The 18,318-nt window shown below is 71.0% G+C and carries 16 protein-coding genes; 9 read left to right on the top strand and 7 right to left on the bottom strand.

The annotated features are described in order from the left end of the window. Positions 1-131: 131 nt before the first annotated feature. Together NMK44_RS20370 and NMK44_RS20365 are read right to left on the bottom strand one after the other, a co-directional pair. Positions 132-1,769: a thiamine pyrophosphate-binding protein gene (locus NMK44_RS20370; protein WP_254745124.1), complete on the bottom strand. Its 1,638-nt coding sequence runs from the start codon at positions 1,767-1,769 to the stop codon at positions 132-134. 46 nt (positions 1,770-1,815) lie between these two features. After that, the gene (locus NMK44_RS20365) at positions 1,816-3,282 is read right to left on the bottom strand and encodes a sodium:solute symporter family protein (protein WP_254745122.1); all 1,467 of its coding nucleotides are present in this window, start codon (positions 3,280-3,282) and stop codon (positions 1,816-1,818) included. Positions 3,283-3,490: 208 nt separating this feature from the next. Between NMK44_RS20365 and NMK44_RS20360 the strand changes: the two genes are divergently transcribed. Continuing rightward, a complete protein-coding gene (locus tag NMK44_RS20360) occupies positions 3,491-5,032 on the top strand; it encodes a PucR family transcriptional regulator ligand-binding domain-containing protein (protein WP_254745120.1) in 1,542 nt (513 codons plus the stop codon). A gap of 78 nt (positions 5,033-5,110) precedes the next feature. Here NMK44_RS20360 and NMK44_RS20355 read toward each other — a convergent pair whose 3' ends face one another. Then, a complete protein-coding gene (locus NMK44_RS20355) occupies positions 5,111-6,472 on the bottom strand; it encodes an aspartate aminotransferase family protein (RefSeq protein ID WP_254745118.1) in 1,362 nt (453 codons plus the stop codon). 2 nt (positions 6,473-6,474) lie between these two features. Further along, positions 6,475-6,948 carry an Lrp/AsnC family transcriptional regulator gene (locus NMK44_RS20350; RefSeq protein WP_254745116.1) on the bottom strand — a complete coding sequence of 158 codons (474 nt, stop codon included), beginning with the start codon at positions 6,946-6,948 and terminating at the stop codon, positions 6,475-6,477. 181 nt (positions 6,949-7,129) lie between these two features. On the opposite strand from NMK44_RS20350, the gene NMK44_RS20345 reads away from it, so the two are divergent. Continuing rightward, positions 7,130-8,584, top strand: a complete 1,455-nt coding sequence (locus tag NMK44_RS20345; RefSeq protein ID WP_254745114.1) for a gamma-aminobutyraldehyde dehydrogenase — start codon at positions 7,130-7,132, stop codon at positions 8,582-8,584. Between the two features lie 82 nt (positions 8,585-8,666). Here the strand turns inward: NMK44_RS20345 and NMK44_RS20340 are convergent, their stop codons facing one another. Both NMK44_RS20340 and NMK44_RS20335 read right to left on the bottom strand, forming a co-directional pair. Continuing rightward, positions 8,667-9,356: a glycerophosphodiester phosphodiesterase gene (locus NMK44_RS20340; RefSeq protein ID WP_254745112.1), complete on the bottom strand. Its 690-nt coding sequence runs from the start codon at positions 9,354-9,356 to the stop codon at positions 8,667-8,669. Beyond that, positions 9,353-10,375, bottom strand: a complete 1,023-nt coding sequence (locus NMK44_RS20335; RefSeq protein ID WP_254745111.1) for an adenosine deaminase — start codon at positions 10,373-10,375, stop codon at positions 9,353-9,355. Before NMK44_RS20335 ends, NMK44_RS20340 begins: the two co-directional genes overlap by 4 nt. A gap of 110 nt (positions 10,376-10,485) precedes the next feature. Between NMK44_RS20335 and NMK44_RS20330 the strand changes: the two genes are divergently transcribed. Then, complete coding sequence (locus NMK44_RS20330; protein ID WP_254745110.1) at positions 10,486-11,289, top strand: DUF4190 domain-containing protein; 804 nt, start codon at positions 10,486-10,488, stop codon at positions 11,287-11,289. Here the strand turns inward: NMK44_RS20330 and ybiA are convergent. Next, positions 11,217-11,855, bottom strand: a complete 639-nt coding sequence (ybiA, locus tag NMK44_RS20325) for a riboflavin biosynthesis intermediates N-glycosidase (protein ID WP_374215311.1) — start codon at positions 11,853-11,855, stop codon at positions 11,217-11,219. The genes NMK44_RS20330 and ybiA overlap by 73 nt on opposite strands. A 113-nt stretch (positions 11,856-11,968) precedes the next feature. Between ybiA and NMK44_RS20320 the strand changes: the two genes are divergently transcribed. The 6 genes from NMK44_RS20320 (at position 11,969) to NMK44_RS20295 (ending at position 18,313) form a co-directional block, all read left to right on the top strand. Further along, on the top strand, positions 11,969-12,403 hold the full coding sequence (locus NMK44_RS20320; RefSeq protein WP_254745108.1) for a DUF4190 domain-containing protein: 435 nt from the start codon (positions 11,969-11,971) through the stop codon (positions 12,401-12,403). 168 nt (positions 12,404-12,571) lie between these two features. Further along, on the top strand, positions 12,572-14,092 hold the full coding sequence (locus NMK44_RS20315; protein ID WP_254745107.1) for a gamma-aminobutyraldehyde dehydrogenase: 1,521 nt from the start codon (positions 12,572-12,574) through the stop codon (positions 14,090-14,092). Between the two features lie 68 nt (positions 14,093-14,160). Continuing rightward, the gene (locus NMK44_RS20310; protein WP_254745105.1) at positions 14,161-15,408 is read left to right on the top strand and encodes a polyamine ABC transporter substrate-binding protein; all 1,248 of its coding nucleotides are present in this window, start codon (positions 14,161-14,163) and stop codon (positions 15,406-15,408) included. 21 nt (positions 15,409-15,429) lie between these two features. Continuing rightward, the gene (locus tag NMK44_RS20305) at positions 15,430-16,584 is read left to right on the top strand and encodes an ABC transporter ATP-binding protein (RefSeq protein ID WP_254745103.1); all 1,155 of its coding nucleotides are present in this window, start codon (positions 15,430-15,432) and stop codon (positions 16,582-16,584) included. Further along, a complete protein-coding gene (locus NMK44_RS20300) occupies positions 16,581-17,519 on the top strand; it encodes an ABC transporter permease (RefSeq protein ID WP_254745101.1) in 939 nt (312 codons plus the stop codon). The genes NMK44_RS20305 and NMK44_RS20300 overlap by 4 nt, the downstream gene beginning before the upstream one ends. After that, positions 17,519-18,313, top strand: a complete 795-nt coding sequence (locus NMK44_RS20295) for an ABC transporter permease (protein ID WP_254745099.1) — start codon at positions 17,519-17,521, stop codon at positions 18,311-18,313. The genes NMK44_RS20300 and NMK44_RS20295 overlap by 1 nt, the downstream gene beginning before the upstream one ends. Positions 18,314-18,318 lie beyond the last annotated feature (5 nt).

Here is an 18,318-nt window from a genome sequence, read left to right as displayed (position 1 = left end):
CCTTACCTGCGATCGTCCCGTTCCCCCGGTTGGGTGAACGAGCGCGGAGCCAATGGGTCACTGGCACGGTAAGGACAGGACAGGAGGGCCGCGCCTTAGGCTCGGCGCCGGGCGGGGCCCATTTCCTCCGATCAGCCCTGGTCCGCGAGGTGGGTGGGGGCGAACATACGCAGCTGTGCGGGCAGCACCACGACCGACGGTCCGGGGGCGGCCAGCGCGGCGCCCAGGTCCCCGGCCAGCCGCCCGGCTGTGGTACGGACCGCGGGGACGCCGAACGACTCGGCGAGGGCGACGAAGTCGGGGCGGGCCAGCTCGGTGCCGGTCGCCTCGCCGAAGGCGTCCTCCATATAGGCGCGCAGGATGCCGTAGCCGCCGTCGTCCACGATCAGCCAGGTGACGGGCAGCCCGTACTGACGGGCCGTGGCCAGCTCCGCGATCGAGTACATGGCCCCGCCGTCGCCGGAGACCGCCAGCACCGGGCGGGTGCGGTCCGCGGCGGCGGCGCCCAGGGCGGCGGGGAAGCCGTAGCCGAGGCCGCCCGCGCCCTGGGCCGAGTGCAGGGCGCCCGCGCGCGGGTCGAACGCGGACCACGCCCAGTAGGCGAGGATCGTCATGTCCCAGAAGCTGGGGGAGTCGTCGGGCAGCGCCTCCCGGACCGCCGCCAGGACCCCCTGCTCCAGCTCCAGGCCCTGGCCGTCGATCCGCTCCCGCACCCGGGCCAGCAGGTCCGCCGCGGCCTTCGCGCCGGTCCCGGCGGGGCGGGCGGGTACCGCGTCGGCCAGGGCGGCCAGCGCCGCGCGGGCGTCGGCGTGGATGCCGAGTGCCGGGTGGTTGGACTCCAGCTTGCCGAGGTCGGCCTCGATCTGCACCAGACGGCCGCGGGGGCGGAACGTGTGGTAGTTGGAGGAGAGTTCACCGAGTCCGGAGCCGACGACCAGCAGCACATCGACGTCCTCCAGGAGCGTGGTGGTGTGCCGGTCCTCCAGCCAGGACTGGAGGGACAGCGGATGGTCCCAGGGGAAGGCGCCCTTGCCCCCGAAGGTGGTGGCCACCGGCGCGTCCAGCCGTTCGGCCAGCGCCCGCAGCTCCTCCCGCGCCCCGGAGCGCACCACCCCGCCCCCGGCCAGGATCACCGGCCGCTCGGCGCCCCGCAGCAACTCCGCGGTGTGCTCGATCAGTTCGGGGCGGGGCGGCAGCGGCCGGGGCTCGGCCCGCAGCGCGCTCACCGGCGGAACGGCCACCGGCGCCAGCAGCACGTCCTGCGGGATCTCCAGCCACACCGGACCGGCGGGCGCCTCCAGCGCGGATGTCCATGCGGCCGCCAGCGCCGAGGGGATCTGGGAGGCCGTGCGGACGGTGTGCACGGACTTCACCACATCGCGGAACGACGCCTGCTGATCGGTCAGTTCATGCAGATATCCCTTGCGTCCGCCACCCAGCCCGGCGGTCGGCACCTGGCTGCCGATCGCCAGGACCGGTGCGGAGGCCGCGGCCGCCTCCTGGAGCGCGGCGAGCGTCATCAGCGCGCCCGGTCCGGTGGACACCAGCAGCGGTGCGACCGACCCGGTGACCCGGGCGAACGCGTCGGCGGCGAAGCCCGCGTTGTTCTCCACCCGCAGCCCCACGTACCCGAGCCCCGAGCGGCGCAGCGCGTCGAAGGCGCCGAGCGCGTGCTGCCCGGGAAGCCCGAAGACGGTGGTCGCGCCGAGCGCGGTGAGGGATTCCACGACGAGATCGCCGCCGTGACGCATCCGCGGTGCGGTGTGCATGGGAGGGAACTGCCTTTCGGGAAGGAGACAACAGAGGGGGGACGGGTCAGACGGTGGCCGGGGCCGGGGGCTCGTCGGCGGGCGCGGACTCCCCGGCCAGCCTGCGGCGCCAGGCGTCGAGCACCGCCGCGTCCGTCGGCCTGGTGGCGAGGCTGACGACCACATAGGCGGCGAGGGAGGCCAGCAGACCGCCGTAGATGGGCTCGTTGGCGAGGATGCCCTTCCACGCCATCAGCCCGATCACGGTGACACCGCCGACCCCGACCGAGGCCAGCGCGCCCGCGCCGGTGCCCCGCTTCCACAGCAGCCCGCCCAGGATCGGCACCAGCAACCCGCCGACCAGGAGGTTGTACGCCACCGTCAGCGCCTCGACCACGTTGTTCAGGGCGATCGCGATACCGACCACCGCGACTCCCATGACGAGGATGAACAGCCGGTTGCCCGCCACCTCGTCATGCGGACCGCCGCCGGTGCGCAGGGTGCGTCCGCGCAGCCGTGCCCAGATGTCGTTGTTGGCGACCGTGGCGCAGGCGATGAGCGCGCCCGAGGAGGTGGACATCACCGCGGACAGCGCCGCGGCCAGCACCAGCCCCTTCACCCCCACCGGCAGGGCGTCCTCCACGATGGTCGCGAACGCGTCGTCGGGCGAACCGAGTTCGGGGTAGAGCACCTTCGCCGCCGTGCCGATGACGGCGCCTGCGACGGCGTAGGCCAGGCAGTACGTCCCGGCCGCGGTGCCGCCGCGCCGGGCCACCCGGTCGTCGCGGGCGGTGAAGACGCGCTGCCAGATGTCCTGGCCGATGAGCATGCCGAAGGAGTAGATCAGCACATAGGTGAAGACCGTCTGCGCGCCGATGCCCATGGGGGAGAAGTACCCGTCCGGCAGTTCGTCCCGCATCGCGCCGAAGCCGCCCGCCTTGACCACGGCGATGGGCAGCAGCAGAAGCAGCACACCCACCGTCTTGACCACGAACTGCACCATGTCGGTGAGGGTGATGGACCACATCCCGCCGAGCGTGGAGTAGCAGATCACGATCGCCCCGCCGAGCACGATCGCGACCGTGCGGTCCAGGCCGAAGATCACGTCGAAGATGGTGGCGTAGGCGATGGTCGAGGTGACCGCCAGCATCAGGGTGTAGGCCCACATGACGATGCCGGAGATCAGCCCGGACGAGCCGCCGTAGCGCAGGTCCAGCATCTGGCTGACCGTGTAGACCTTCAGCCGCGCGATCCGCGCCGAGAAGAAGACGGACAGCGCCAGCAGACCGAGGCCGATGGTCAGCACCATCCAGGCACCGGACAGCCCGTACTGGTAGCCCAGGCCCACCCCGCCGATCGTGGACGCGCCGCCCAGGACGATCGCCGCCATGGTGCCGGAGTACATGACCGGGCCCAGACGGCGGCCCGCGACCAGGAAGTCGCTGGTGGAGGTGGTGCGGCGCATCCCCCACCAGCCGAGCGCGAGCATGCCCGCGAGATAGATGACGATCACCGTGTAGTCGACAGCGCTCATGGGTGCTCCTCGGTCCGGCGCGGGGCCGGGATAGCGGGGGGAGACGGGGCGGGGACGGAGAGGGATCCGCGGGGGTGAGGCGGATCGCGCTGTGGGGAGTGACCGAGACCCTAGGTGTCGCCGGGGCGGCCGGGAAGTGTACGTTTCCTCCACTCCCGGCCGTCGGGGTGTAGGAACCATCCAGCCACATCATCGGGGAGGCCCCCTGGTGCGGAACGACCGCGTACCCCCCACCGCCCCCGTCCCGCTCTCCGCCCTGCTCGCCCACCCCGCGCTCGGACTGCGCCAGGTCGCGGGCCCGCGCGGGACGGAGACCTGGGTGTACCTGGTGCACACCAGCGAGATGGAGGACCCCGTGCCGTATCTGCTCGGCGGGGAGCTGCTGCTCAGCGCCGGGGTGCACACCCCGGCCCAGGAGGGCACCGCCGACGCGTGGGACCGCTATGTCGCCCGCACGGTCCAGGCGGGCGCGGCGGCGCTCGGCTTCGGGATCGCGCCGGTGCACCAGACGGTGCCACGGGCGCTGGCCGAGGCGTGCGACCGGCACGGGCTGCCGCTGGTGGAAGTGGCGCGGGAGACCACGTTCACGGCCGTCGCCAGCGCGGTGTGGGACGCCATGGCCGAGCGCCGCCACCACGAGCTGCGCCGGATCACCGAGGCGCAGCAGTCCCTCGCCACGGCCGCCGCCCGTCCGCACCCCGTCCCCGCCGTACTGCGCCGCCTCAGCCGCCACCTGGGCGTCTGGGCGGTCCTGCACGGCCCGGACGGCGCCGAACTGGCCGACGAGGGGCCGCGTCCGCCGCTCCCGGCCCGTACCGCGCTGGGCGCGCTCGCCGCCCGGCTGCGGCCCGGGCTGTCCTCGGCCGCGGACACCGCGCCGGACGCGGACGGCGCCCCGCTGCACCTGAGCGCCTACGGTCTGGGGCACGCGGAACGGCGGCTCGCGCTCGGGGTGTGCGCTCCGCGCCGTGACGCGGCGGACGGGGCGAACGGGGCCGTCATCGGACTCGCCGTCGTCCTGCTCGCACTGCTCACCGGGCGCCGGACCGCCGGCGCCGAGACCGACCGGACCGCGGCCCTGGTGCGGCTGCTGCTCGGCGCCGCCCCCGACGAGGTCGCGGGGCTGGTCCGGAGTTCCCTGACGGGCGCGGGGGAGGAGTCCGCCGGGGCGGCGGACGGGGGCACATGGACGGTCGTCCGCGGCCGGCGCCGGGGCCGCGCGGGCGACGGCGGTCCGCGCCCGCTGGCCGCCGCGGCGCTTGCGGCGGGGCTCGGCACACCACTGGTCGACCTGACCGGGGACGAGCTGTACGCCCTGGTCCCCGGCGACGGGCCGGTACGCGCCCAGCCCGGCTGGACGCTGGGCGCCGCAGCGCCGGTACCGGCCGCGGACCTGGCACGCGGCGCGGCGGACGCCGACCGCGCGCTGCGCCGGGCGGTGGCCGGCCGGAAGGCGGTCGCGCGGCACGCGCCGGACCGGGCCGACGGGGTGGCCTCACTGGTGGACCCGGCGGAGGCGGGAGCGCTGGGCCGGGCGCTGCTGGCCCCGCTGGAGGGCTCACCCGCGCTCCTGGAGACGCTGCGGGTGTGGCTGTCGCTGCACGGCAGCTGGGACCGTACCGCGGTGGCCCTGGAGGTCCACCGCAATACGGTCCGGCAGCGGATCGCCCGTGCGGCGGCCCTGTTGGGGGCGGACCTGACCGACGCGGACGTCCGTATGGAGTTGTGGTTCGCCCTCAAGTGGCGGTGAGGGGACCGCCGTCGAGGGTTCCCCGGGGCGCGGGGGTGAGGGGCCTGGGGTGAGGACCCCGCACCGCCCGCACGGGGGTCAGAGCTTGGCCCACGCCTCGGTCAGGACACCGCGCAGCACCTGCTCGATCTCGTCGAACACCGACTGGTCGGCGACCAGCGGCGGCGCGAGCTGCACGACCGGGTCACCACGGTCGTCGGCGCGGCAGTACAGGCCGTTCTCGAAGAGCGCCTTGGAGAGGAAGCCGTAGAGGATCCGCTCGGTCTCCTCCTCGTTGAAGGACTCCTTGGTGTGCTTGTCCTTCACCAGCTCGATGCCGTAGAAGAAGCCGTTGCCCCGGACATCGCCGACGATCGGCAGATCGTGCAGCCGCTCCAGCGTGGAGCGGAACGCGCCCTCGTTGTCCAGCACATGCTGGTTGAGGCCCTCGCGCTCGAAGATGTCGAGGTTGGCGACGCCGACCGCGGCCGAGACCGGGTGGCCACCGAAGGTGTAGCCGTGCAGGAAGGTGTTGTCGCCCCGGTAGAAGGGCTCGGCGAGCCGGTCGGAGACGATGCATGCGCCGATCGGGGAGTAGCCCGAGGTCATGCCCTTGGCGCAGGTGATCATGTCCGGGACGTAGCCGAACTTGTCACAGGCGAAGGTGGTGCCCAGCCGTCCGAAGGCGCAGATGACCTCGTCGGAGACCAGCAGCACGTCGTACTGGTCGCAGATCTCGCGGACCCGCTGGAAGTACCCCGGCGGCGGCGGGAAGCAGCCGCCCGCGTTCTGCACCGGCTCCAGGAAGACCGCGGCCACCGTGTCCGGGCCCTCGAAGAGGATCTGCTGCTCGATCTGGTCGGCGCACCAGCGGCCGAACGCCTCGGGGTCGTCACCGTGGATCGGCGCCCGGTAGATGTTGGTGTTGGGCACCTTGTGCGCACCCGGCACCAGCGGCTCGAACGGGGCCTTGAGCCCCGGCAGTCCGGTGATGGACAGGGCGCCCTGCGGGGTGCCGTGGTAGGCCACCGCCCGGGATATCACCTTGTACTTGGTGGGCTTGCCGATGAGCTTGAAGTACTGCTTGGCCAGCTTCCAGGCGGTCTCGACCGCCTCGCCGCCGCCGGTGGTGAAGAAGACCTTGTTGAGGTCGCCGGGGGCTTGGTGGGCCAGCCGCTCGGCGAGCTCGACGGCCTTGGGGTGGGCGTAGCTCCACACCGGGAAGAAGGCGAGCTCCTGGGCCTGCTTGTACGCGGTCTCCGCGAGTTCGACGCGGCCGTGGCCGGCGTTGACCACGAAGAGGCCGGCCAGCCCGTCGATGTACCGCTTGCCCTTGTCGTCGTAGATGTACGTGCCCTCACCGCGCACGATCGTGGGCACGGGGGAGTTCTCGTACGACGACATGCGGGTGAAGTGCATCCACAGGTGGTCGTACGCCGTCTTGGAGAGGTCGGCGCTCATTGCTATCTCGTTCCCCAGGTATAGGTCTGCTTCCGGAGCTTGAGGTAGACGAAGCTCTCGGTGGAGCGCACGCCGGGCAGCGTACGGATCCGCTTGTTGATCGTTTCGAGGAGGTGATCGTCGTCCTCGCAGACGATCTCGATGAGGAGATCGAAGGAGCCCGCGGTGACGACCACGTACTCGACCTCGTCCATCCCGGTCAGCGCGTCCGCGACCGGATCGAGGTCACCGTTGACGTTGATGCCGACCATCGCCTGGCGCCGGAACCCCACAGTGAGAGGATCGGTGACGGCGACGATCTGCATCACGCCTTGGTCGAGCAGCTTCTGCACGCGCTGCCGCACGGCCGCCTCGGACAGACCCACGGCCTTTCCGATGGCGGCGTACGGCCGGCGTCCGTCCTCCTGGAGCTGCTCGATGATCGCCAGGGAGACGGAGTCGATCGACGGCGTGCCGTTCTTGTCAGGTGTGGCCACGACCCTCACTGTGCACGAGGGTCGGCTGTCTCGCAACCCTCAACCGATGAAATTCGTCGTCCAGGCACCCTCAGATCACTGATTCCGTTGTTCTGGTGTGGCGGGTATGTTGAAAGCGTCGTCCCGCAGATTAGGGTGGACGTCTCACCCATCAAGACAGCTGACTAGGAGGGGTGGCAACGTGACCACCGAACTGCGTCGTCTGCGCAACTACATCGACGGAGAGTTCCGGGACGCCGCGGACGGGCGGACCACGGAGGTGGTCAACCCGGCCACGGGCGAGCCGTACGCCACCGCCCCGCTCTCCGGAGCGGCGGACGTGGACGCGGCGATGGCCGCCGCGGAGGCCGCCTTCCCCGCGTGGCGCGACCTGGTGCCCGGCGAGCGGCAGAAGGTGCTGCTGAAGGTCGCCGATGCCTTCGAGGCGCGCGCGGAGGAACTGATCGCCGCCGAGTCCGAGAACACCGGCAAGCCGATCGGCCTCACGCGGGACGAGGAGATCCCGCCGATGGTCGACCAGATCCGCTTCTTCGCGGGCGCGGCCCGGATGCTCGAGGGCCGCTCGGCCGGTGAGTACATGGACGGACTCACCTCGATCATCCGGCGGGAGCCGATCGGGGTGTGCGCGCAGGTCGCGCCCTGGAACTACCCGATGATGATGGCCGTGTGGAAGTTCGCCCCGGCGCTCGCCGCGGGCAACACCGTCGTCATCAAGCCCTCGGACACCACTCCGGCCTCCACCGTGCTGATGGCCGAGATCATCGGCGGGGTGCTGGCGGAACTGGGCCATCCGCAGGGTGTGTTCAACGTCGTCTGCGGTGACCGCGAGACCGGACGGCTGATGGTCGAGCACTCCGTGCCCGCCATGGCGTCCATCACCGGGTCGGTGCGCGCCGGTATGCAGGTCGCCGAGAGCGCCTCGAAGGACCTCAAGCGGGTCCACCTGGAGCTCGGCGGCAAGGCGCCCGTCGTGGTCTTCGAGGACAGCGACATCGCCAAGGCGGTCGAGGACATCTCGGTCGCGGGCTTCTTCAACGCCGGTCAGGACTGTACGGCGGCCACCCGCGTCCTGGTCCACGAGTCCATCCACGACGAGTTCGTGAGCGCTCTGGCCAAGGCCGCGTCGGAGACCAGGACCGGTGCCCCGGACGACGAGGACGTGCTCTTCGGCCCGCTGAACAACGCCAACCAGCTGGCCCAGGTCAGCGGCTTCATCGACCGGCTGCCCGCGCACGCCAAGGTCGAGGCGGGCGGCCACCGGGTCGGCGACAAGGGCTACTTCTACGCGCCGACCGTGGTCTCCGGCCTCAAGCAGGACGACGAGATCGTCCAGCACGAGGTCTTCGGCCCGGTCATCACCGTCCAGTCCTTCTCGGACGAGGCCCAGGCCGTCTCCTACGCCAACGGCGTGGAGTACGCGCTCGCCTCGTCGGTGTGGACCAAGGACCACGCCCGCGCGATGCGGATGTCCAAGGCCCTGGACTTCGGCTGTGTGTGGATCAACACCCACATCCCGCTGGTCGCCGAGATGCCGCACGGCGGCTTCAAGAAGTCCGGTTACGGCAAGGACCTGTCGGCCTACGGGTTCGAGGACTACACCCGGATCAAGCACGTGATGACGTCGCTGGACGGCTGATCCCGCGGCATCCCGGGCAGTTCCCGCAAGACCCCGAGGGGCACGGACGCATCCCGCGTCCGTGCCCCTCCGTGGTCGGCCCTCAGCGGCGGTCGAGCAGGGCGCAGAGGGCGCCGACGCGATTGGTGGTGATCGCGTCGACGCCCGCGCGCAGCAGCCGGGACATCGACCGGCGGGTGTCGGCGGTCCAGGCCGAGACCAGCAGTCCGTCGGCGTGGTGGCGGGCCACCAGCTCCGGTGAGACCAGTCCGAAGCGGTAGTTGAGCCACCGGGGGCGCAGCGCGGAGAGCAGCTCCGGACGGGGCGGCGCCAGCGTCGTCCAGGTCAGCGCGATCTCGGCGTCCGGGTCGGCGCGGCGCACGGTGCGCAGGGCGCCCAGCGCCCCGCAGTAGTACACCCGGTGGCCCGCTCCGCTCGCGCGCACCGCGTCCACGGCGGCCGGGGCCGCCGCCGGGTCGGGCAGATCGATCAGCAGCCGTGCCGAGTCGGCCGAGGCCAGGGCCTCCCGCAGGGTCGGCACCCGGCCGCCGGTCAGCTCCCGCACCGCCTCGGCGGTCAGTCCGGACAGCGGGCGGTCATGGCCCCACAGCCGCTTGAGCGTGGCGTCGTGGAGCAGGACCGGCACCCCGTCCCGGGTGAGCCGTACGTCGATCTCCACGGCGCCCGCCCCGGCGGCCACCGCGGAGGCGACCGACATCAGGGTGTTCTCGCGGTGGACGTAGGGGTCGCCGCGGTGGCCGACCGGGACGCAGGCCCCGCCCGGCGCGGTCATCGGCCCGCGACCGCCGTGTAGGCGTCGATCTCCGCGCCGAGCCGCGCCTTGCCCTCGGCGTCCAGGAAGGACGCCTCGACCGCGTTCTTGGCCAGGGCCGCGACCCCGGCCGCGTCCAGGCCGAGCAGCCGCGCGGCCACCTCGTACTCGGTGTTGAGGTCGGTGCCGAACATCGGCGGGTCGTCGCTGTTGATGGTGACGAGCACCCCGGCCTCGACCATCTGCCGGATCGGGTGCTCGTCGAGGGTGGCGACCGCGCGCGTGGCGATGTTGGAGGTCGGGCACACCTCCAGCGGGATGCGGTGCTCGGCGAGGTGGGCGAGCAGCTTCGGGTCCTGTACGGCGCTGGTGCCGTGGCCGATGCGCTCCGCCCGCAGCTCGTTGAGCGCGTCCCAGATCGTCTGCGGTCCGGTGGTCTCGCCCGCGTGCGGCACGCTGTGCAGCCCGGCGGCGATGGCGCGGTCGAAGTACGGCTTGAACTGGGGCCGCGGCACCCCGACCTCCGGACCGCCGAGACCGAAGCTGACCAGTCCCTCGGAGCGCAGGTCGCAGGCGATCCTGGCGGTCTCCTCGGCGGCCGCCAGACCGGCCTCGCCGGGGATGTCGTAGCACCAGCGCAGCACGGTGCCGAAATCGGCCTCGGCGCTCTTGCGGGCGTCCTCGATGGCCTCGACGAAGGCGGCGTCCGGGATGCCGCGGCTGGTGGAGCTGTAGGGGGTCACGGTCAGCTCGGCGTAGCGGATGTGCTGCCGCGCCATGTCACGGGCGATCTCGTAGGTGAGCAGCCGTACGTCCTCGGCGTCCCGGATCAGGTCCACCACGGAGAGGTAGACCTCGATGAAGTGGGCGAAGTCCTGGAAGACGAAGTAGTCGGCGAGCGCCTCGGGGTCGGTGGGCACCGCGGAGTCCGGGTGCCGGGCGGCGAGTTCGGCCACGATGCGCGGCGACGCCGACCCGACGTGGTGGACGTGGAGTTCCGCCTTGGGCAGTCCGGCGATGAACGTGCTGAGATCGGTCAACGAAACCTCCGGGAGACGGCTGTCTATGGCGGACTCCGGTCATCGTAAAGGGGTGCTCGGCAGGGCCGTCGAAGGCCGTAGCATGGGCGGACATCGCAGGGGGGAGATCCATGTCCGACGAGCACGACCGGCCCGGCCGACAGGATGGCGGGGGAGCGGCGCCGGAGCCCGGATCGGCCCGGCAGCCGGAGCCGCGCGACCGTGACCCGTGGGCCCCGCCGGCGCAGCGCGTGCCGCTGGACAAGCCGTCGCCGCGGCCCTCGGTGGCCGACCAGCCGACGGTCACCTCGACCCCCGGACTGCCGCCCCTGCCGCCGCGGGGCGTGCCCGGCCCGCCGCCCCCCGCGCCCCCGCCGGGCGCGGTGCCCCCGCCGCCGCCCGCGCCGACCGGCCCCGGCACCCCCAGCGCGTACCCGGGCGGGCCGTACGGCACCGTCGGACACGGCGGGCAGCCGGGCCCCTACGCGGGCGCGGCGTCCTACGGGCAGCCCGCGCCGTACGGGGTGCCCGGCTACGGTCACCCGGGCGGCTACCCGGGTCCGGCCGGTCCCTACGCGCCGGGCGGCGGATACCTCCCGAACAACGGTCACGGCACGGCCGCCCTGGTGCTCGGCATCGTCGGTCTGGTCCTCTGCTTCAGCGTCGTGTTCGGCATCGTCCTCGGGGTGCTCGGGATCGTCTTCGGCGCGCTCGGCCGCACCAAGGCGGCCACCGGGGAGGCGACCAACGGGGGGATGGCCCTGGCCGGGCTGATCCTCGGAGTGATCGCCATCGTGGCGAGTGTGCTGATGATCTTCGTCTACATCGCCGCGGACGAGGACGACGACGATCCCTACGACCCCTACGACGACACCGCGGCCGTCCTGGTGGTGCCGTCCCCCGGATCCGCCGCCCCGGCCGCCATGAGCCGCTGACGGGCCTCCATCAGCGCGAAGCCCAGCAGGTTCAGCCCGCGCCAGCGAGCCGGATCCGCGGCCCGCTCGTCGTCCGCCGCGAGCCCGATGCCCCACACCCGGTCCATCGGGCTCGCCTCGACCAGCACCCGCGACCCGGTGCCCAGCAGGTACTCCCGCAGCTCCGGATGGTGTCCGAACTTGTGCACGCTGCCCTCGGCCACGAGCCGGAAGCGGTGCTCCCGCCAGACCGCCTCGTCGAAATCGCGCACCGTGCGGCCCGCGTCCTTGGCCTGCTTGGGGTGGCCCGCCGCCAGCGCCCGCCGCTCGGCGTCGGCGTCCCCGAACAGCCGGGCCTTCCCGGCCATCATCCAGTGCTCCGCGGTGGCGTACGTGACGCCGTCCACGGTGAACGGTGACGGCCACCACTGGCTGAAGCAGCCCGGTCCCACGCTGCCGTCCGGCCGCGGCCGGTGACCCCAGAACCAGACGTACTTCACGCGCTCACCACGCGCGATGAGCTCCATCAGCTCCTCGACGGACCGGGGGCCACCGTCCGCCCGCCCCGTCACCCCGTTCGTCTCCATGCCGGGGATTCTCGCACCCGCCGCCGACGTCACCACCGGGCAGCGCAGCTCGGCTGACCAGGGGTGCGTCATGCCCATAACATTGCCCGATATTCACCAGGAGGGGAGACCGCATGTCCACCAGCACTCCGGGCCCGCAGCACGGCCCGTACGACCCCAATCAGTCCCACCCGGCGCCCCAGCAGGGGTTCCAGCCGCCGCCCCCGCCGCAGTACCCCGCGGGAGGCGGCGGCTACCCCGCCGCGCCGCCGGTCTACCCGGGCCAGACCGGGATGCCGATGCAGCAGAGCAACGGGATGGGCACCGCCGCGCTGGTCTGCGGCATCATCGGCCTGGTCTGCGGAATCACCTACTTCTTGTGGGTCTTCGCGATCATCCTCGGCATCCTCGCGATCATCTTCGGAGCCATCGGCAAGGGCAAGGTCGGCCGGGGCGAGGCGGCCAACGGGGGCTCGGCCACCGCCGGGCTGGTCTGCGGCATTCTCGGCATCGTCATCCCGGCCATTTACCTTGCCGCGCTGGATGCCGCCATCGACTCGGTCTTCTAGCCCGGAATCGGTGACCTCTGGCCCTACCCGATCACCGAATCCGTCGCGAAACTAAAAAGCAACAACGGAATCCCTTGTTGAAGCGAAGGTCCTCTGTCAGGATCGGCCTTCGATTCCGGTTGGAGCGACGCCGTGCCCCACGGGGCGAGCGGCGGAGGAGAGCACGCGATGGATCAGCGGTTCGATGTGACGGAGCGGTTCGCCCAGGGTGCGCAGTACATCGCGGGCCGGTTGCGCACAGGCGGCTCGGAACGCATACATGCGGTCGTGGACCCGGCCACCGGCGAGCAGGTGTACACCTACCGGCTCGCCGGTGCGGCCGATGTCGACGACGCCGTGGCGGCGGCACGGGCCGCCTTCCCGGTATGGGCGGGCGCCACCCCCGGTGAACGTTCGGACGCCATGCACCGGTTCGCCGCGGCGCTCGGGGAGCGGGCGGGTGAACTCGCCTACGCCGAGTCGCTGCAGTGCGGCAAGCCGATCAAGCTCAGCGCCGAGTTCGACGTCCCCGGCAGCGTCGACAACACCGCCTTCTTCGCGGGCGCCGCCCGTCATCTGGAGGGCAAGGCCGCCGCCGAGTACAGCGGTGACCACACCTCGTACGTCCGTCGCGAGCCGATCGGTGTCGTCGGCTCCATCGCCCCCTGGAACTATCCGCTCCAGATGGCGGCGTGGAAGGTCCTCCCGGCCATCGCCGCGGGCAACACGATCGTTCTCAAGCCCGCCGAGCTCACCCCGCTGACCTCGCTGATGTTCGCGCAGGCGGCCACCGAGGCGGGTATCCCGGACGGTGTGGTCAACATCGTCACCGGCACCGGACCGGAGGCCGGGGAACACCTGGTCGGCCACCCCGGCGTGGCCATGACCTCCTTCACCGGATCGACCGGGGTCGGCAAGCGGGTGGCCGAACTGGCCACCGCCACCGTCAAGCGGCTCCACCTCGAACTGGGCGGCAAGGCGCCGTTCGTCGTCTTCGACGACGCGGACGTCGAGGCCGCCGCCCACGGCGCCGTCGCGGGCGCCCTGATCAACAGCGGCCAGGACTGCACCGCCGCCACCCGCGCCTATGTCCAGCGCCCGCTGTACGACGCTTTCGTGGCCGCCGTCGCCGATCTGATGGCCACCGTCCGTCTCGGCGACCCCTTCGATCCGCACACCGACCTCGGTCCGCTCATCTCGCATGCGCAACGCGACCGCGTCGCGGGCTTCGTCGAGCGGGCCCGCGGCTACGCCACCGTCGTCACGGGCGGTGAGGCCCCCGGTGGCGACCTCGCCAAGGGCGCCTACTACCGGCCGACCCTCATCACCGGCGCCGCACAGGACAGCGAGATCGTCCAGTCCGAGATCTTCGGTCCGGTCCTGGTCGTGCTGCCCTTCGACAGCGATGACGAGGGTCTGGCCCTGGCCAATGACACCCCCTACGGTCTCGCCGCCTCCGCCTGGAGCCGCGATGTCTACCGGACGAACCGCGCCACCCGCGAGATCAAGGCCGGATGTGTCTGGATCAACGACCACATCCCGATCATCAGCGAGATGCCGCACGGCGGGATGCGCGCCTCCGGCTACGGCAAGGACATGTCGGCGTACTCCTTCGAGGAGTACACGCAGGTCAAGCATGTGATGTTCGACAACACGGCGGAGGCCCGCAAGGACTGGCACCGCACGGTCTTCGGGGACCGACAGACCTGATTCGTGCGGCCACCGCGAGTGGCCTCCGTCCGGCTGAGACCGGCCGACACCTCGAAAGGCACAGCTTCATGGAACCAACCCACGAGCCCGAGAGCCTGTCCCCACCTCAGATCGCCGCGATGCGCCGCAGCATGACCAGCGGCCGGATGGCGCTGTCCCGCCGCAACCTGCTGCGCGCCGGTGGCGCGGGGGCGTTCGCCATCGGCGGGCTCGGCGCACTGAGCGGCTGCGGCATCCCGCCCGCGGGGCGGACCGAGGCGCAAGGCGCCTCCGATGACCACTCCGCCGAGGAGAAGCAGGTCAACTTCTCCAACTGGACCGAGTACATGGACGAGACGGACGACAAGCGCCGTCCCACGCTCGACGAGTTCGAGCGCCGTACCGGCATCAAGGTGAAGTACACCGAGGACATCAACGACAACGTCGAGTTCTTCGGGAAGATCAAGCCCCAGCTCGCCGCGGGCCAGGAGACCGGACGCGACCTCATCTGCGTCACCGACTGGCTGGCCGGGCGGATGATCCGGCTCGGCTGGATGCAGCAGCTCGACGCCTCCAACCTGCCGCACGCGTACACCAACCTGGCCGAGGGCTTCCGCAACCCCGACTGGGACCCGGGCCGCGCGCACTCCTACCCGTGGACCGGCATCCCCGCCGTCATCGCCTACAACAAGAAGGCCACCGGCGGCCGCAAGGTCACCTCCATCTCCCAGCTCCTGGACGACCCCAAGCTCAAGGGCCGGGTCGGGATGCTGACCGAGATGCGTGACACCGTCGGGCTCACCCTGCTGGACATGGGCAAACGCCCCGAGACCGTCACCACCGACGAGTACGAGGCCGCCATCGCCCGGATCCAGAAGGCCGCCGACCGCGGCCAGATCCGCCGGTTCACCGGCAACGACTACACCGGCGACCTCACCAAGGGCGACCTCGCCGCATGCGTCGCCTGGGCCGGTGACCTCATCCAGCTCCAGGCGGACAACCCGGAGATCGAGTTCACCATCCCGGACGCGGGCTACATGACCGCCACCGACAACCTGCTGATCCCCAGCAAGGCGCGCCACAAGAAGAACGCCGAACGGCTCATCGACTACTACTACGAGCCCAAGGTCGCCGCGAAGATCGCCGCGTACATCAACTACGTATGCCCGGTCGACGGCGTACGCGCCGAACTCGCGAAGATCGACAAGGATCTGGCGAACAACCCGCTGATCCTCCCGGACGACGAGATGGCCGCCAAGTCCCATGCCTTCCGCCTGCTGTCGAGCAAGGAAGAGACGGCATTCGAGGACAAGTTCGCCAAGCTCACCGGCGCCTGATAAGCGAGGAAGACCCCAGCCATGACCCAGCAGCCCTCCACCGGCGGCGACGTCCGTCTCACCGGGATCAGCAAGACCTACGGGTCCTTCACCGCCGTCCACCCGCTCGACCTGCACATCCCCGCCGGCTCCTTCTTCGCCCTGCTCGGCGCCTCCGGATGCGGCAAGACCACCACCCTGCGCATGATCGCGGGCCTGGAGGACCCCACGAGCGGCATCGTCGAACTCGCCGGGAACGACGTCACCGCCCTGCCCCCGCACAAGCGGCCGGTCAACACCGTCTTCCAGAGCTACGCCCTCTTCCCGCACCTCGACATCTACGAGAACGTCGCCTTCGGGCTGCGCAGACGCGGTATCAAGTCGGTGAAGAAGCAGGTCGACGAGATGCTGGAGCTGGTCCAGCTCGGTGACTTCGCCCGCCGCAAACCCCAGCAGCTCTCCGGCGGCCAGCAGCAGCGCGTCGCCGTCGCCCGAGCCCTGATCAACCACCCGAAGGTGCTGCTCCTCGACGAGCCGCTGGGCGCGCTCGACCTCAAGCTGCGCCGTCAGATGCAGCTCGAGCTCAAGCGCATCCAGACCGAGGTCGGCATCACCTTCGTCCATGTCACCCACGACCAGGAGGAGGCCATGACCATGGCCGACCAGGTCGCGGTGATGAACGGCGGCCGCGTCGAGCAGCAGGGCGCCCCCGCCGAGCTCTACGAGAACCCCGGCACCACCTTCGTCGCCAACTTCCTGGGCACCTCCAACCTCATCGAGGCCGAGGTCGCCGACACCAGCGGCGGCGACCTGGTGCTGACCACCGAGGGCGGCAAACTCGCCCTGCCCGCCGCCCGATGCAGCGCCCCGGCGCGCACCGGTGACACCGTGCTGGTCGGGATACGCCCCGAGAAGATCTCCCTCACCCACGCCGAGGACGCTGGCACCATCCCCGACGGGCGCAACCGGATCACCGGCCGGATCGCGGACTCCAGCTTCATCGGCGTCTCCACGCAGTACGTGATCGACACCCCGGTCTGCTCCGAGTTCGCCGTCTACGAGCAGAACATCGAGCGCGACTCCCGCCTGGTCCCCGGTGCCGAGGTCGTCCTGCACTGGAATCCGGCGCACACCTTCGGCCTCGACGCCACGCAGGACATCGACGCCGGCACGCAGCTGGACGAGGAGGCCGCGTGAGCGCGACCACCGCCCCCGAGACGGCGCCACCGGCCCCGCCCCCGGCCCCCGCGGGCGTCGCCAAGGCCGCGCGCCGCAAGAAGCTGGTCCCGTACTGGCTGCTGCTCCCCGGCATCCTCTGGCTGGTGATCTTCTTCGCGGCACCGCTGGTCTACCAGGCGTCCACCTCGGTCCAGACCGGCTCCCTCGAAGAGGGCTTCAAGGTCACCTGGCACTTCCAGACCTACTGGGACGCGCTGACCGAGTACTACCCGCAGTTCCTGCGCTCGGTCATCTACGCGGCGACCGCCACCGTGCTCTGTCTGCTGCTCGGCTATCCGCTGGCGTACCTCATCGCGTTCCGCGCGGGACGCTGGCGCAACCTGGTGATGATCCTGGTCATCGCGCCGTTCTTCACCAGCTTCCTGATCCGCACGCTGGCCTGGAAGACCATCCTGTCCGACAGCGGTCCGGTGGTCGAGGTGCTGAACTCACTGCACATCCTGGACATCACCAGTCAGCTGGGGATCACCGAGGGCGAGCGGGTGCTGGCCACTCCGCTGGCCGTGGTCTGCGGTCTGACCTACAACTTCCTGCCCTTCATGATCCTGCCGCTCTACAGCTCGCTGGAGCGCATCGACGGCAGGCTGCACGAGGCGGCCGGGGACCTGTACGCCAAGCCCTTCACCACCTTCCGCAAGGTGACCTTCCCGCTGTCCATGCCGGGTGTCGTCGCGGGCACCCTGCTCACCTTCATCCCGGCCGCGGGCGACTACATCAACGCCGAACTGCTGGGCTCCACCGACCAGAAGATGGTCGGCAACGTCATCCAGTCGCAGTTCCTGCGGGTCCTCGACTATCCGACGGCAGCGGCGCTGTCCTTCATCCTCATGGCGGCGATCCTCGCGATGGTCACCGTCTACATCCGCAAGTCCGGGACGGAGGACCTGGTCTGATGGCTCTGACACGCTGGATACGACGCAACCTGGTCGTCGTCGCGGGGCTCGGCACGCTGGCGTACCTGATCCTGCCCAATGTGGTCGTCCTGGTCTTCTCCTTCAACAAGCCCAACGGACGGTTCAACTACGAGTGGCAGCGGTTCTCCACCGATGCCTGGACCGACCCCTGCGGCGTGGCCGACATGTGCGGTTCGCTCTCGCTGAGCCTGAAGATCGCGGTGTGGGCGACCATCGGCGCCACCGTTCTGGGCACCATGATCGCGTTCGCGCTGGCCCGCTACCGCTTCCGGGCGCGGCCGGCCGTCAACAGCCTGATCTTCCTGCCGATGGCCATGCCCGAGGTGGTCATGGCCGCCTCGCTGGCCACCCTCTTCCTCAACATGGGCGTGGACTTCGGCTTCTGGACGATCCTCATCGCCCACATCATGTTCTGTCTGAGCTTCGTCGTGACGGCCGTCAAAGCGCGTGTGATGAGCATGGACCCGCGGCTGGAACAGGCTGCCCAGGACCTCTACGCCTCCCCGGCGCAGACCTTCCTGCGCGTCACCCTGCCGATCGCCGCTCCCGGTATCGCCGCCGGTGCGCTGCTGTCCTTCGCGCTCTCCTTCGACGACTTCATCATCACCAACTTCAACGCCGGATCGACCGTGACCTTCCCCATGTTCGTGTGGGGATCCGCGCAGCGCGGCACCCCGGTCCAGATCAATGTGATCGGAACGGCGATGTTCGCCATCGCGGTGCTGTGCGTCCTCGCAGGCCAACTGGCCGGAAACCGCCGCAAGAGGAGCTGAGAACC

Origin of the sequence: Streptomyces cucumeris (assembly GCF_024295805.1) — a bacterium.
Lineage (GTDB): Bacteria > Actinomycetota > Actinomycetes > Streptomycetales > Streptomycetaceae > Streptomyces > Streptomyces cucumeris.
Note: the sequence above shows the minus strand (reverse complement) of the source record. Positions and strands in the feature narration are given on the sequence as shown.